The organism is Mesorhizobium mediterraneum (genome assembly GCF_002284565.1).
GTDB classification, from domain to species: Bacteria; Pseudomonadota; Alphaproteobacteria; order Rhizobiales; family Rhizobiaceae; genus Mesorhizobium; species Mesorhizobium mediterraneum.
In genome coordinates this window covers 1-14198 of record NZ_NPKI01000008.1, presented here as the reverse complement: position 1 = coordinate 14198, position 14198 = coordinate 1, and the positions used below count along the sequence as shown (strand labels likewise).

Here is a 14198-nt window from a genome sequence, read left to right as displayed (position 1 = left end):
TTATATGTTGCGGCTGCCCGGCTTGATCGCCGGAATGGCGGCGAGCTCGGGCGGCAGGCTATCGGCTGGATAGGCCGGAACCTCATATTCGGCGAGCGCTATCAACGGCACGCCGACATCGGTCTTGCCGGCCGAGCGGTCGATGATGCAGGCGGCGGCAACGACCTCGGCGCCAAGCGCGCGCAGGCAATCGATGGTCTCGCGGATCGACAGTCCGGTGGTGACGATGTCCTCGACGATGACGACGCGCGAACCCTTGGCGATCTCGAAGCGGCGGAGCCTGAACTCGCCCCCTTCCCGCTCGACCCAGATCGCCGGTGCGCCAAGATGGCGCGAAGTCTCGTAGGCCGGGATCAGCCCGCCGATCGCCGGGCCGACGACATAGTCGATCTTGCCGGACACAGCTGCGCGGATCTTTTCGGCCAGCGCCTTGCACAGGCGCTCGGTCTTGTCGGCATGCATGAAGACCCGTGCTTTCTGCAGGAAGACCGGGCTTCGCAAACCCGACGTCAGGATGAAATGCCCTTCCAAAACGGCACCGGCTTCACGGAAAATGCCCAGCACTTCGTCGGTGTTCATCTCTGCCCTGTCTCCAACACGCTTGTCTCCAGCACGCTAGTGATTTTTAGCCGTTCACGCGCCTTGCATCGCTGACGCTCGAATTGTCCTTGAGCTGCGACAGCAGCCGGTTCAGGTGCTTCAGATCCCAGACTTCGAGATCAATCAGCATTTCAGTGAAATCAGGCGCGGTGCGCACCATCGACAATGTATGGATGTTGGCATCGTTGGATGCAACGACCTGCGCGATGTCGGCCAGCGAGCCCGGCGCGTTGATGGCGGTGACCGAGACGCGCGCCGGAAACCGCTCCTTGGTGCGCTCGTCTATGTCCCAGCGCACGTCGATCCATCGTTCGGGCTGGTCGTCGAAAGCCTGCAGCGCCGGCGACTGGATCGGATAGATCGTGATGCCGGTTCCCGGCTGCACGATGCCGACGATGCGGTCGCCGGGCACAGCACCTTCCGGCGCGAAGCGCACCGGCAGGTCGCCGCGCACGCCACGGATCGGCACGGCGCCGTCCCTTGGCTGGTCCTTATCCTTGCGTGCCGCGCGTCCCGGAATCTGGAACAGCATTCCGGCGGCGTTGCGGATCTTCGACCAGCCCTCCTCGCGCTGCTTGGGCGCGGCCAGCGTGACGCGCTCGTCCTTGTAGTCGGGAAACACCGCTTTCATGACATCGGTGGAAGCAAGTTCGCCGCGGCCGACCGAAGCCAGCACATCCTCGATGTCCTTGCGCGCCAGCCGATGCAGCACCGACTTCAGGCTCTCCTTGGTAAAGGTCTTCCCGGACCGCTCGAAGGCGCGTTCCAGTATGCGGATGCCGAGACCCGAATATTGCTTGCGGATGGCATTCTTGGTGGCGCGGCGGATCGCCGAGCGCGCCTTGCCGGTGACGACGACCGATTCCCACGCCGCCGGCGGCACCTGCGCCTTGGAACGGATGATCTCGACCTCGTCGCCATTCTTCAGTTCGGTCATCAGCGGCATGATGCGGCCGTTTACCTTGGCACCGACGCAGGTGTCGCCAACATCGGTGTGCACGGCGTAGGCGAAATCGATCGGCGTGGCGCCGCGCGGCAGCGCGATCAGCATGCCCTTGGGCGTGAAGCAGAATACCTGGTCTTGGAACAGTTCCAGCTTGGTGTTTTCGAGGAAGTCCTCGGGATTGTCGCCTTCGGCAAGCTGCTCGATGGTGCGCCGCAGCCAGGCATAGGCGTTGGTCTCCTTCGAGATCGCATGGGCGGTGCCGTTCACCTTGCCGCCGCTGTCCTTGTAGATCGAATGCGCGGCAACGCCATATTCGGCGATCTTGTTCATCTGGTAGGTGCGGATCTGCAGCTCGACGCGCTGGCGCGACGGCCCGACGATGGTGGTGTGGATCGAACGGTAGTCGTTCTGCTTCGGCGTCGAGATGTAGTCCTTGAAGCGGCCTGGCACCATCGACCATGTCGTATGGATGGCGCCGAGCGCCCGGTAGCAGTCCTCGACGGTATCGACGACGACGCGAAAGCCGAAAATGTCGGACAGTTGCTCGAAGGACAGCGCCTTGGCTTCCATCTTGCGGAACACCGACCACGGCTTCTTCTGGCGGCTCTTGACCTCGGCCTTGATCGCATATTTCTCGAACAGCGCGGACAGCGCCTTCTCGATCTCGGACAGCACATCCTTGTTGCGCTCGAAGATTTCGGCGAGCCGCGCGGTGACAGCGCGGTAGGCTTCCGGATTGATGAAGCGGAAGGCGATCTCCTCGAGTTCCTCGCGCATGCCTTGCATGCCCATGCGCCCGGCCAGCGGCGCATAGATATCCATCGTTTCCTCGGCGATGCGCAGGCGCTTGGCTTCAGGCACATGGTCGAGCGTGCGCATGTTGTGCAAGCGGTCGGCAAGCTTGACCAGCAGCACGCGAACGTCTTCCGAGATCGCCAGCAAGAGCTTGCGCAGGTTTTCCGCCTGCTCGGCCTTCTTGGAGACGAGGTCGAGTTTCTTCAGCTTGGTCAGGCCTTCGACCAGCTTGCCCATTTCCGGACCGAACAGCTCGTCGATCTCGGCCCTGGTCGCCGTGGTGTCCTCGATCGTGTCGTGCAGCAGCGCAACCGCGATGGTCGCCTCATCCATGTGCATTTCGGTGAGGATGGCGGCGACTTCGAGCGGATGCGAGAAATAAGGGTCGCCGGAGGCACGCTTCTGGTGGCCATGCTTCTGCATGGCGTAGACATAGGCCTTGTTGAGCAGCGCCTCGTTGACGTCAGGCTTGTAGCGCTGGACGCGCTCGACAAGCTCATACTGACGCATCATGGGCGGGATCTCGCAGTGCTGAAATGAATCATGCGCCGCACTGGCGTACGGCGCATGTCATAGATAACCACGAAACCGCCGACGCGAAAGTGTCGGCAGTCGTTGCGAAGATTAATAATCGTCGCTTTTTTCCGGCGGTACCAGACCTTCGATGCCGGCCAGGAGGTCTTCCTCGGTCATGCGGTCGAAGGTGATGTTGTCCTCGGTGTCGTCGGCATCGGTAGCCACAGCGGCGGCACCGGTCTGGTCGGCGATCGCCTCGCCATCGGCTTCCGGCTCATCGACCTCGACATGCTTCTGCAGCGAGTGGATCAGGTCTTCCTTGAGATCGTCGGGCGACAGCGTCTCTTCGGCGATCTCGCGCAGCGCGATGACCGGATTCTTGTCGTTGTCGCGAGGAACGGTGATCTGCGCGCCCTGGCTGATCTGACGGGCACGGTGGCCGGCCAGGAGCACGAGCTCGAAGCGGTTGTCGACCTTGTCGATGCAATCTTCAACGGTTACGCGGGCCATGAGCTGCCCCTTTCATGCCTGGATTTAATGGAAAACAGGCGCGGTCCATAACCTGAACGCCGCCAAAATACAAGCTTTTTGGCAATATCAGTCCGGGGCCAGGTCCGGGTCAAGTCCGGGGCCGGCCAAGGCGTGGTCTGGGCGCGCGTCGCCTGCGACGATACGGCACCGATCACAATTGCTTGCTATGCAGCATCATATCCTTGGATTGCCGTAAAACCGGCGTTATCTCGAATGACGAAGGTCAGCCGGTTATTTCAAGCCGACCGATAGTCACGCGCATTTAGACGGCCGCTTATTTTCGAAAAGGAATATTTTCCATGTTCGACCCTCGTGAAAAAATCGCTCTTTTCATCGACGGAGCCAATCTTTACGCCACGTCGCGCGCGCTCGGCTTCGACATCGACTACCGCAAGCTTTTGTCGAGCTTCCAGAAGCGCGGCTACCTGCTGCGTGCTTACTACTACACCGCGCTGGTCGAGGATCAGGAATATTCCTCGATCCGGCCGCTGATCGACTGGCTCGACTATAACGGCTTCAAGGTGGTGACCAAGCCGGCCAAGGAGTTCACCGACTCGACCGGCCGCCGCAAGATCAAGGGCAATATGGACATCGAGCTGACGGTCGATGCGCTGGAACTTGCCGATGTCGTCGACCACTATGTCATCTTTTCCGGCGACGGCGATTTCCGCACGCTGGTCGAGGCGCTGCAGCGGCGCGGGCGCAAGGTCTCGATCGTCTCCACCATGGCTTCACAGCCGCCGATGATTTCCGACGATCTGCGCCGCCAGGCGGACCATTTCATCGACCTGATGACGCTGAAGAGCGAGGTCGGCCGCGATCCGTCCGAGCGGCCGGTGCGCCGGCCCGAGCCGGCCGAAGTCGACGAGGACGACTATTGACGGCGGCGGTCTTGACCGCTCCCTTGGTCGCATCCCCCGAGCCTGATCGCGACTGCCCGCTCTGCCCGCGGCTGCATGATTTTATCGCGCAATGGCGGCAGCGCGAGCCGTCCTGGTTCAATGCGCCGGTGCCGACCTTCCTGCCGCCCGAGGGCGAGGATGCCGTTAAACTGTTGATCGTCGGGCTGGCGCCAGGCCTGCGTGGGGCGAACAGGACGGGGCGTCCCTTCACCGGCGACTACGCCGGCGACCTGCTCTACAACACGCTGATCGCGCACGGCTTTGCGCGCGGCCAATTCAAGGCGCGGCCCGATGACGGGCTGGAGCTTGTCGGCACGGCGATCACCAATGCGGTGCGCTGCGTGCCACCGGACAACAAGCCGGTCGGCGCCGAGATTGCCACCTGCCGGACGTTCCTGGTGCCGACGATCGCGCGGTTTAAAAACCTGCGCGCCGTGCTGGCGCTGGGCTCGATCGCGCACCAGTCGACCGTGCGGGCGCTGGGTGGGCGTGTTGCCGCTTATCCCTTCCGCCACGGCGGACAGCAGCAAACCAATGGCGTCACGCTGTTCTCCAGCTATCATTGCTCGCGCTACAACACCAACACCGGCGTGCTGACGGAAACGATGTTCGTCAACGTGTTCAGTGATATAGCCGCGTTTCTGGAGAGATAGATTCGGGCGGTGGCGCAAACAGCTCGGCCAATTTCTCCTGCCCGCCCTGAAGGACATTCAGATCGACATCGCCACTGATGCCGTCGACGCGACCCCTGTCGTGGTACTGCCAATAGATCCAGTCGTCATGACCTGGCCACAGCGCCAGCGAACGAACCCAGTGCGGTCGGCCGACGATCTGACCGGCATAGACCCGCGCAGCCTCGTCGGTCACATAGAGGATCGCTGTCTTGCCGAAAGCTGCCTCGACAGGGCGCAGGAAAGCCGAGAGTTCGACATTCAATTCTTCGGGCGATGGCCGCCGCGGACAATTGCCGACAAATTCTATGTCCACCACCGGCGGCAGCAGCGATTGATCGCGCGGCACGACGGAGATGAAATTGCGCGCCTGATCGGCGCCAGGCCTGCAGAAGGTGAAGAAATGGTAGGCACCGACCGCCAGCCCGGCCGCACGCGCCTCACGCAGATTGGCGGCGAAGGCGTCGTCGACATGGTCGCCGCCCTCGGTCGCCTTGATGACGGCGAAGGCGACATCGTCGGCGGCAACACGGCGCCAGTCGATCTGCCGCTGATGATGGGAAACGTCGATACCTCTGACCGGATATTTGCTTCGGTCCGGAGAAAACGTCTGGAAGTAGAAATAGCCGACGGCCGCGACGACGCACACGAGGATCAGGCTGGCCGCACCCCAAAGAACGATCCGGTTCTTCAAAAGAGTGGTTCCCAGCCTACCCACGCTCCTTCAGCAACCGGCCTTTCTCGCGCGACCAGTCGCGCTGCTTTTCGGTCTCGCGCTTGTCGTGCAGTTTCTTGCCGCGACCAACGGCGAGCAGCACTTTGGCCCGGCCCTGGTCGTTGAAGTAGATTTTTAGCGGCACCAGCGTCATGCCTTCGCGATCGACGCTCTGCGACAGCTTGGCCATCTCGCGTTTGTTGAGCAGCAGCTTGCGGCGCCGGCGTGGCTCGTGGTTGAAGCGGTTGGCCTGCAGATATTCTGGCAAATAGGAGTTGATCAGCCAGATCTCACCGCCCTCGACCGAGGCGTAACTGTCCTGGATGTTGGCCTGGCCCTGGCGCAGCGACTTCACCTCGGTGCCGGTCAGCACCAGGCCGGCCTCGATCGTGTCGAGCACCTCATAGGAAAACCGTGCCTTGCGGTTTTCCGCAACGGTCTTGTTGTTGGGATCGGCTTTTCTGACTTGATTCATGACGTCTAGAGTCCGTTTCGAAACTCGCTCCTGCGAGTCAGATGATGGTGGCACCGAGACCCGGAGCGGAGCGTACATATAGTACGTGAGCACCGGAAGCGCAGGTGACGCCTTCAGATGGCCGCAGGAGTAGAATTTCCAAACGGGCTCGCTAGTTAATCAAGCCGGCGTGCTTCATGGCCGCATCGATCTTTTCGGCGGTCGACTGCTCGACGGTGACCAGCGGTGAGCGCAGCACGTTCTCGACCTTGCCGAGCTTCGACAGCGCATATTTCGCGCCGGACACGCCGGGTTCAATGAAGATCGCCTTGTGCAGCGGCAGCAGGCGGTCCTGCAAATCCAGCGCCTTGGCGCCGTCGCCGGAAAGCGTCGCCTCCTGGAATTCGGCGCACAGCCTAGGTGCGACATTCGACGTCACCGAGATGCAACCGACGCCGCCATGGGCGTTGAAGCCGAGCGCCGAGGCATCCTCGCCCGAAAGCTGGATGAAATCCTTGCCACAGGTCGCACGCTGCTCGGAAACCCGCTCGACCTTGCCGGTGGCGTCCTTGACGCCGACGATATTCTTGAAGTCGTGAGCCAACCGGCCCATCGTCTCGGGCATCATGTCGATCACCGAGCGCGGCGGGATGTTGTAGATGATGATCGGCAGACTGGTCGCCCTGGCGACGGCGGCGAAATGTTCATAGAGGCCGCGCTGCGTCGGCCTGTTGTAATAAGGCGTGACGACCAGTGCCGCGTCGGCGCCCGCCTTCTCGGCATATTGCACCAGGCCAACCGCCTCTTCGGTGTTGTTGGAGCCGGCGCCGGCGACGACCGGAGCGCGGCCTTTGGCCACCTCGATGCACACCTTGACGACGTGGCGGTGCTCGTCATGCGACAGGGTCGGCGACTCGCCTGTCGTGCCGACAGGAACCAAACCGGTCGTGCCTTCGGCGATCTGCCAGGCAACGAGGGCGCGAAAGGCTTTCTCGTCGAAACGACCGCTCTTTTCGAACGGTGTCACGAGCGCGGTAAGCGAGCCTCTCAGCATGTCGTCCAACTCCTTGGGACTTCTCGGGTTTTGACTTCTCGGGTTTGTCGTGCGCGCCTTCTAGCCGAAAGCGAAGCGGCGCACCATAGTCTCGACACCGTTGCGCGGCAAGCATGGCAGTAGTGCCAGCAAGCGCAATTTGAACGACCTTGGTAGCGCTTTGTTTACGGCCTCTTCATAGCAGCCAACTAGGCTTCAGTTGATCTGTGCCTGTTGGTAATGTGTAGACAGGAAATGATGAAGACCATGCCGACCAAGCAGCCTCATTTTTTTGCGCTGCTTGGCGCAATCCTCCTGCTGATGCCGAGCGGCGTGGCCGCCGGCAAGATCGATGTGCAGGTCACGTCGGCCATTCCGATGCCCCACCTGCAGGGTACGGGCCTGCAGGATACGAGATCCCCATCCGCCAGCGTCGCCAGGCTGAAGAGCGGCCTTGACGCGCTGGCGGCAAACGACGTTGCCGGAGCGCGTCAAGTGCGCGAGGCTCTGCCGGTCAAGTCGCTCGACCGGCACATCCTTGCCTGGGCGATCGCGCTCTATGGCGGCGACAAGGTGCCAAGCGGCGACATCGCCGATGCTGCGAAGATGTTGCCGAACTGGCCGGGCATGATCGCCTTGCGCAAGAACAGCGAGCGCGCGCTCTATCGCGAGAACCCCGCGCCTGAGATCGTGGTGCAGGCATTCGGCGGCAGCCAGCCGCAAACAGTCGAGGGCGTGGTGATCCTCGCCCGCTCGTATGTGTCGCGGGGCGACGTCAAGGCGGCGCGCTCGGTGCTGTCGCCTTTCTGGCGCATCGAAAAACTGGAAGCCAAGGACGAAGCTGACATCATCCAGGAATTCGGCAAGCTGATCCCCGCAGCCGACCACCGCTTCCGCATGGAGCGCATGTTCTATGCCGACCGGGTCAATTCCGCGCTGCGCGTCGCCGGCCTTGCCGACGCCCAGCAACTGGCCGACGCCTGGGCGGCGGCGGCCAAGGGCGACAAGAACGCGGCCAAACTGCTGAAGGCCGTGCCCGCCGCGCAGCGTTCGGCCGGCTATTTCTTTGCGCAAGCCCAATATCTGCGCAAGCAAGACAAGCTTTCCGACGCCGTCGCAATGGTGATGAAGGCGCCGAGCGACCGCAACGCGCTGGCCGACCCGGATGCCTGGTGGGCCGAGCGTCGAGTATTGTCGCGCGAACTGGTCGACCAGGGCGACATGAAGACCGCCTACAGGATCGTAGCAGCACATGCCGCCGAAAGTGCCGCCAATGCGGCGGATGCGGAGTTCCATGCCGGCTGGTACGCGCTGCGCGGCCTCAACGACCCCAATACCGCTGCCAAGCATTTCGCGCGGATCGCCGATCTCACTCAGGGGCCGATATCGCTGTCGCGCGCCTATTATTGGCTCGGCCGTGCAGCCGAAGTCGGTGGTCCCGGCAATGCGAAGGATCATTTCACCCGTGCCGCCGCCTATGGCACGACGTTCTACGGCCAACTCGCCGGCGAGCGCGTCGGCCGGCAGGTGCTCAACATCGCCTATCCCTCGCCTGATACCACCGACCGCCGCAATTTCGCCGGCCGCGAAGCTGTCAGCGCCATCAGGCGGCTGCAGGAGGCGGGCTATGAGCGCTATGCCGACACGCTTTACCGCGACCTCGCCGGACAGTTAAGCAGTCCCGGAGAGCTGGCGCTGCTGGCCATGATGGCGGAAAAGCAGGGCAATCATTTCCTGGCGCTGAAAGTCGGCAAGATCGCCGGCGCGCGCGGCATCGATGTCGGCGCGCTGTCGCATCCGCTCGGCGTCATTCCCGACACCGCCAACATTTCCGGCTCGGGCAAGGCGCTGGCCTATGCGATCGCCCGCCAGGAAAGCGAGTTCAACATCGGCGCCGTCTCCAGCGCCGGCGCGCGCGGGCTGCTGCAGCTGATGCCGGGGACCGCCAAGCAATTGGCAAAGAAGGCCGGAATGATTTTCTCGCAAGCGCGGCTGACCACCGACGCCGGCTATAATGCGACGCTGGGCGCCGCCTTCCTCGGCGAGCAGCTCGGCCGCTTCGACGGCTCCTACGTGCTGACCTTTGCCGGCTACAATGCCGGCCCCAACCGCGCCGCCCAGTGGGTGGCGAAATACGGCGACCCGCGCGGCAAGGACATCGACGCCGTCGTCGACTGGATCGAACGGATTCCCTACACGGAAACAAGAAGTTACGTCCAGCGCGTGATGGAGAATTACGAAGTCTACAAGATGCGTATTTCCGGCAAATACGACATTGTGGGCGACCTGGTGAACGGGCGGAGTTGAACCAAGGAAGGCAGGTTAAGCCAGAGGCTGGCGATCCTTCGCGCCCCCTCTGTCCTGCCGACGGCTAAGTCGATTTGACCCTACCTGCCCTCGCCTGTAGCAGTCGGGACGATCCGGCAACGGCGAGGAATCGAGTCCAAATGTCGAGCGGTTTTTCCGACTTCTTCTACGCTTCGCCGGACGGGCTGCAACTCCACGCCCGTATCTACGGCGAAGCGAACTCCGGACGCTGGCCGGTCGTCTGCCTGCCCGGCCTCACCCGCAATAGCCGCGACTTTCATGAGCTGGCGCTGCACCTGTCGCGACGAGCGAAAAATCCGCGCAAAATCGTCGCCTTCGACTATCGCGGGCGCGGGCAGTCCGCCTACGACCCCGATATCGGCCACTACAATGTCGGCGTCGAGGCCGGTGATGTTCTCGCCGGGCTGGCGGCGCTTGATATCGAGGAAGCGGGCTTCATCGGCACGTCACGTGGCGGGCTGATCATTCATGTGCTCGGCGCGATGCGACCGACCATCCTGAGGGCCATCGTTCTCAACGATATCGGCCCGGTGGTCGAGGCCGGCGGCCTCGCCCATATCCGCTCCTATCTCGAGCGCGCGCCAAAGCCGAAAACCCATGCCGAGGCGGTCGGCGCCCTGCGCGGCGCGCATGGCAGCGACTTTCCAGCCCTGACCGAGGCGGATTGGGACCGCATGGTATCGGCCCTCTACCGAGAGACGGATGACGGGCTGGTGCCGGATTTCGACCCGAAGCTGGTCGACACGCTGGCGGGTCTCGATCTCACCCAGCCGTTGCCGGCACTGTGGCCACAGTTCGAGGCACTGACGGCCATGCCGATGCTCACTATCCGCGGCGCCAATTCGAAGCTGCTGTCCACCGAGACGCTCGAACAGATGCGAAAGCGTCACCCTTGTATCGAGACGATCACGGTCGAGGACCAGGGCCATGCGCCTTTCCTCGAGACCGGCGGCCTGCCCGGCGCCATCGCCGCTTTTCTGGATACGGCCGAACAACAATTCGGCTCAAAGTAAAACCTCCAGGATCGACTTCGATCCTGGAGGTTTTTACTTGAATTTGGCTTACGCGGACTTCGAATTTTTCCGGGGCGCCTTGGACGAGGCTTTCGCCGCGACCGGCTCGCTCCTTGGTTCCGCAGAAGACAGAGGGCTTTCCGCCTCCGATCCATTGCACCGAGGCGTTTCCAGCACGACGACGCAGCCGTCGAGGTCGTTCGTGGCAAGATGCGCGTAACGCATGGTCATCGAAAGCGTCTGGTGGCCAAGCCACATCTGCACACGCCTGATGTCGATGCCGCCCTGGACAAGACGCGAGGCGCAGGTGTGGCGCAATATGTGCGGCACGACCTGTTCGTCGGCGCCAAGACCGACCTCGGCCTTCGCATCGTTCCAGATGGCGCGAAACTGCGCCTGGCTGAGCTTGGTGAAAGGACCTTTGGGCCGACGGCCCTCGGTGACCGGCAGCTTGATCACCTCTTTGGTCCGGGCAGTGAGTGGAATGGTGCGGCTGCGGCCGGATTTGGTGATCCAGAAGCTGACGCGATGCTCCTGGATATCATTCCAGATCAAGCCCAGCGCCTCGCCGAGGCGACAGCCGGTGTCGACGAGAAAGACCGAAAGCCGGTAAGCGTCCTCGCTGCGTCTCTTTATGGCGGCGAACAGCTGGGCTTCCTCATCCCGCTCGATGAAGCGAATCCGTCCCGCCCGCTCCTTCTGGCGGCGGAACTCGGGCAGGCTGTGGATATCCCCCATCTTGTGAGCCTTGCGCAGCAGTTTGCTGAGAGCAGCCATCTTTCGATTGATGGTTGCGTTGCTGTTGCCGCGCTGGCGCAAGGTGCCGATAAGATTGTCCAGGGTACTCTGGTCAAAGGCGCTGAAACGCTCCCCAAGGAGAATCTCGTCTATTTCGCCGATGAAGGAGCTGACATTGTATTTATGCCGCCCATCATCCCAAAGTATGTCTCGGTATGCTGAAAACAGCTCCCCGACCTTGTACGACTTTACTTCTCTGATCTTGTTATAACTGTATTTTATTTTTGCGTTTTGAGAAGAAAACATCGAAAAATGGTCAGAGGGAGCACCCTCTTGAATCGCTTCGTTTGTCATTGTCTTGCCACACCCCCGGAGTGGATAGGTCAGCCCTATCTGCCTGGGAGCGTCCTTTCAAGAGTTTTGATCACGCAGTTGTGATTTCATCCGCCATCAACGAATCCCACGAAATCTTCCCACGGACCTTATTCAGCTACCGTTACCCCCTGTTCCTTCTGTTTGCCTTGATCCAGGTCACGAAACAAAACAGCCCGGGCATTGAAGCGCCCGGGCTGGAATTTCACTTGTTTTAAGCCCAGCCCTTAGAACGAGCGCTGGAAGCGGAGCTGGCCGCCAAAGCTGTCGTCGTCGTCCGCACCGGTCCAGTTGGAGACAGAATCCTCGCCTAAGCTGAAGTAGGAGGCCTCCGCCGTGATCGTCAGGCCGGGGACGATGTCATAGGCGATGTTCGCCACGACGCCGAGATTCTTGCCCTCGTCATACGAGACCTGGGTGTTGAACGAGGTCTTCTCGTTGATGGTGTAGGTGCCACCGCCCCAGACTGCCCAATTGCCGCTCCACAGCTTGTACATGCCGCGACCGTTGGCGTCGAATACATATGACGTATCCGTGTAGTTGTCGTCCGTGCCGTAGCCGGCCATGATGAACAGCGACAGGTTCTCCATCGGCGTGACGTCAAGGCGAACCTTACCGGCCACCTCTTCGTAGTTGCTGTCGTAAGCAACGACGCCGGTGATCGCGCCCCAGCCCTGCGTCCACTTCACGCCGCCGACGACATGCGGAACGTAGCTGTCGATCGTGAAGTCGCCGTAGCCTTCTTCGAGCGAGACGACGGCGGAGAAGCCGTTGCCGGCATCGAAGTAGTACTGGACGACATTGGTGTCGAAGCCGCCATAGGGAACCAGCGTATCGTTCATGACGTTGCCGGCGTAGCCGATGAACGTATCGAAGGCCGATTCGTCCTTACCGACGCGCAGACCACCGAGCTGGATCCAGGCGAAGTTCAGCGAAACGCCTGTGTTGCCGGCCTCGTTGGGGAAGAAGATCGGGCCACCTGGGGTGTTGACAAAATCGGCGCTGCCTTGGCTGTTGCCGAAATTGAAGCGGGTCTCGGTGAAGGTCTTCAAGGTGCCGAGCTCGGTTTCCTGGCCGGTCCAGGTCTTCAGCGTGAAGCGAGCACGCTTCCAGTAGGTGTCGTTCTCGCCGCCGTCCTCGTAGTCGCCGGACGTTGCACCAGTGAACGTACCGACGTCGCCGACGCCGATGTCGTAGCGGACATAGCCGCCGATGCGCAGGCAGGTTTCGGTGCCGGGGATGTAGAAGTAGCCAGCGCCGTAGACGTCGCAGATGCGAACGTATTCAGCGGGTTCCGGCTCGGCGACGACGACGGCGTCGGCGGCGCGCGCACCGGAAACTGCGACCAGCGCCGCAGCGGAGCCGAGAAGAAGGCTCTTGATGTTCATTTTCTGACCTCCAGTCAGAATCGAACAAAACAGCGGATCGGCGACGGCTGTTTCTACGGTAGCGAATTGTTATTGCTGCATTTTTCGGAGAATCGTGGGATTTTGCGCCGGTCGTGGAAAACATCCCCGCAGACGTTCTTGGGCGAAGAGCGCGCCAAAAAAGGCGCTGCTAATTAGCTCTTTGACACAGGAAGTTTTGACAGATTGGCCCCCTTTGTCGGTGGCGATCGCACACTCTGGAGATTGGCCGAGGCATTTCTCCCTTCGTCATCCTGGGGCGGAGCAAGGAGCGAAGCGACGCAGCGCAGACCCCAGGATCCATGCCGTGATGTTTACGTGTCGCAACGGTGCAAGCTCTGTTTCAGTTCAGCGCACCCCTTGGCGACTGCACTCGTCGAACGGCCATCCTGAGCCGCTGCATTCTTTGGCTGATGTCATGGCATGGATCCCAGGGTCTTCGCGACGTCGCTTCGCTCCTGCTTCGCCCTGGGATGACGAGGCCGGGAAGGCTTCGAAACCAGGCTTTGCAAGGGAGTCACGAGAAGAATTCGCCGGACTTGCCCTGCGAAGCGCGAGGCGCAAATCAGAATGGCGGAGAGGATGGGATTCGAACCCACGAGAAGCTTTTGACCTCTACTCCCTTAGCAGGGGAGCGCCTTCGACCACTCGGCCACCTCTCCGTTGCGCCGGTGGATAAAGAAAAGCGCCGGCACAATCAACAAGCCTGCGCCATTATCATTGAAAAAACCGGCTTCTGTCGAAACGGCGCTTTCGCGATGCGGCGATTCTGCGGCAATCCGTTGGCCGGCGACTCGGCGCATCGTCGCAATTCCGACGGGCTATCGCCGGAATCGGCCGGATTGCAAGGGCTCGCAAGCGAGGCGATGGTTAACGGGAGCTTTCTGAGTGAGGCCAAATCGTGTCATTTGTGCAACAACGTTTGGGGATAGCACCCGCACAGCCCTTTTGCCGGTACGATGGTGGTTGAACGCCGCCGCCTCATGGGTAATGTCGAGTTCGAAGGAGCGGCGCGGTGCGCATCTTTTTCGGTAGTGGGGATGGGGCAGGGAACGCTGTCCTTCAGCAAAGAATACCCAGACCCGTTTTTTAACTTTTGACTGGAGGTCAGAAAATGAACATCAAGAGCCTTCTTCTCGGCTCCGCTGCGGCGCTGGTCGCAGTTTCCGGTGCGCGCG

Annotated in this window: 14 protein-coding genes and 1 tRNA gene; 4 read left to right on the top strand and 11 right to left on the bottom strand. The window is 61.6% G+C overall.

All coding sequences use genetic code 11. From position 1 onward, the window contains the following. The 3 genes from pyrE to rpoZ form a co-directional block, all read right to left on the bottom strand. Positions 1 to 579 (bottom strand): orotate phosphoribosyltransferase, encoded by a 579-nt coding sequence (gene pyrE / locus CIT25_RS03245; protein WP_095483137.1) that lies wholly within the window; start codon positions 577 to 579, stop codon positions 1 to 3. Between the two features lie 46 nt (positions 580 to 625). After that, positions 626 to 2854, bottom strand: a complete 2229-nt coding sequence (locus CIT25_RS03240; RefSeq protein ID WP_095483136.1) for a RelA/SpoT family protein — start codon at positions 2852 to 2854, stop codon at positions 626 to 628. Between the two features lie 111 nt (positions 2855 to 2965). Next, complete coding sequence (gene rpoZ, locus CIT25_RS03235) at positions 2966 to 3367, bottom strand: DNA-directed RNA polymerase subunit omega (RefSeq protein WP_095483135.1); 402 nt, start codon at positions 3365 to 3367, stop codon at positions 2966 to 2968. Between the two features lie 320 nt (positions 3368 to 3687). Here rpoZ and CIT25_RS03230 point away from each other — a divergent pair, with 320 nt between their 5' ends. Next, positions 3688 to 4269, top strand: a complete 582-nt coding sequence (locus CIT25_RS03230; protein ID WP_095483134.1) for a LabA-like NYN domain-containing protein — start codon at positions 3688 to 3690, stop codon at positions 4267 to 4269. Next, positions 4266 to 4943, top strand: coding sequence for a uracil-DNA glycosylase (locus tag CIT25_RS03225; protein ID WP_370453327.1), 678 nt, complete (start codon positions 4266 to 4268; stop codon positions 4941 to 4943). Before CIT25_RS03230 ends, CIT25_RS03225 begins: the two co-directional genes overlap by 4 nt. Here CIT25_RS03225 and CIT25_RS03220 read toward each other — a convergent pair. The 3 genes from CIT25_RS03220 to dapA all read right to left on the bottom strand — a co-directional run bounded on the left by CIT25_RS03220 (position 4912) and on the right by dapA (position 7184). Next, complete coding sequence (locus CIT25_RS03220) at positions 4912 to 5655, bottom strand: glycoside hydrolase family 25 protein (protein WP_095483132.1); 744 nt, start codon at positions 5653 to 5655, stop codon at positions 4912 to 4914. The genes CIT25_RS03225 and CIT25_RS03220 overlap by 32 nt on opposite strands. Positions 5656 to 5671: 16 nt before the next feature. Then, complete coding sequence (gene smpB, locus CIT25_RS03215) at positions 5672 to 6151, bottom strand: SsrA-binding protein SmpB (RefSeq protein ID WP_023719895.1); 480 nt, start codon at positions 6149 to 6151, stop codon at positions 5672 to 5674. A gap of 151 nt (positions 6152 to 6302) precedes the next feature. Further along, positions 6303 to 7184 carry a 4-hydroxy-tetrahydrodipicolinate synthase gene (gene dapA / locus CIT25_RS03210; RefSeq protein ID WP_095483131.1) on the bottom strand — a complete coding sequence of 294 codons (882 nt, stop codon included), beginning with the start codon at positions 7182 to 7184 and terminating at the stop codon, positions 6303 to 6305. Between the two features lie 246 nt (positions 7185 to 7430). Between dapA and CIT25_RS03205 the strand changes: the two genes are divergently transcribed. Next, positions 7431 to 9470 (top strand): lytic transglycosylase domain-containing protein, encoded by a 2040-nt coding sequence (locus tag CIT25_RS03205; protein WP_095483288.1) that lies wholly within the window; start codon positions 7431 to 7433, stop codon positions 9468 to 9470. A 140-nt stretch (positions 9471 to 9610) separates the two neighbouring features. Then, on the top strand, positions 9611 to 10504 hold the full coding sequence (locus tag CIT25_RS03200; protein ID WP_095483130.1) for an alpha/beta fold hydrolase: 894 nt from the start codon (positions 9611 to 9613) through the stop codon (positions 10502 to 10504). 48 nt (positions 10505 to 10552) lie between these two features. Here CIT25_RS03200 and CIT25_RS03195 read toward each other — a convergent pair whose 3' ends face one another. The 5 genes from CIT25_RS03195 to CIT25_RS37090 form a co-directional block, all read right to left on the bottom strand. Next, positions 10553 to 11548, bottom strand: coding sequence for a tyrosine-type recombinase/integrase (locus CIT25_RS03195; protein ID WP_245329752.1), 996 nt, complete (start codon positions 11546 to 11548; stop codon positions 10553 to 10555). A gap of 293 nt (positions 11549 to 11841) precedes the next feature. Continuing rightward, complete coding sequence (locus tag CIT25_RS03190; protein ID WP_095483128.1) at positions 11842 to 13002, bottom strand: porin; 1161 nt, start codon at positions 13000 to 13002, stop codon at positions 11842 to 11844. A 589-nt stretch (positions 13003 to 13591) separates the two neighbouring features. Further along, positions 13592 to 13682: transfer RNA gene (locus tag CIT25_RS03185), tRNA-Ser, on the bottom strand. Then, positions 13644 to 13823, bottom strand: a complete 180-nt coding sequence (locus CIT25_RS03180) for a hypothetical protein (protein ID WP_095483127.1) — start codon at positions 13821 to 13823, stop codon at positions 13644 to 13646. Before CIT25_RS03180 ends, CIT25_RS03185 begins: the two co-directional genes overlap by 39 nt. A gap of 101 nt (positions 13824 to 13924) precedes the next feature. Then, positions 13925 to 14198: hypothetical protein (locus CIT25_RS37090; protein WP_206072911.1), on the bottom strand; the 274-nt coding region annotated here is incomplete at its 5' end.

Coding starts and splice junctions, on each gene's coding strand:
- CIT25_RS03190 (WP_095483128.1), bottom strand. CDS start 13,002: ATGAACATCAAGAGCCTTCTTCTCGGCTCCGCTGCGGCGCTGGTCGCA.
- pyrE (WP_095483137.1), bottom strand. CDS start 579: ATGAACACCGACGAAGTGCTGGGCATTTTCCGTGAAGCCGGTGCCGTT.
- smpB (WP_023719895.1), bottom strand. CDS start 6,151: ATGAATCAAGTCAGAAAAGCCGATCCCAACAACAAGACCGTTGCGGAA.
- rpoZ (WP_095483135.1), bottom strand. CDS start 3,367: ATGGCCCGCGTAACCGTTGAAGATTGCATCGACAAGGTCGACAACCGC.
- CIT25_RS03205 (WP_095483288.1), top strand. CDS start 7,431: ATGCCGACCAAGCAGCCTCATTTTTTTGCGCTGCTTGGCGCAATCCTC.
- CIT25_RS03200 (WP_095483130.1), top strand. CDS start 9,611: ATGTCGAGCGGTTTTTCCGACTTCTTCTACGCTTCGCCGGACGGGCTG.
- dapA (WP_095483131.1), bottom strand. CDS start 7,184: ATGCTGAGAGGCTCGCTTACCGCGCTCGTGACACCGTTCGAAAAGAGC.
- CIT25_RS03240 (WP_095483136.1), bottom strand. CDS start 2,854: ATGATGCGTCAGTATGAGCTTGTCGAGCGCGTCCAGCGCTACAAGCCT.
- CIT25_RS03180 (WP_095483127.1), bottom strand. CDS start 13,823: ATGCGCCGAGTCGCCGGCCAACGGATTGCCGCAGAATCGCCGCATCGC.
- CIT25_RS03230 (WP_095483134.1), top strand. CDS start 3,688: ATGTTCGACCCTCGTGAAAAAATCGCTCTTTTCATCGACGGAGCCAAT.
- CIT25_RS03195 (WP_245329752.1), bottom strand. CDS start 11,548: ATGTTTTCTTCTCAAAACGCAAAAATAAAATACAGTTATAACAAGATC.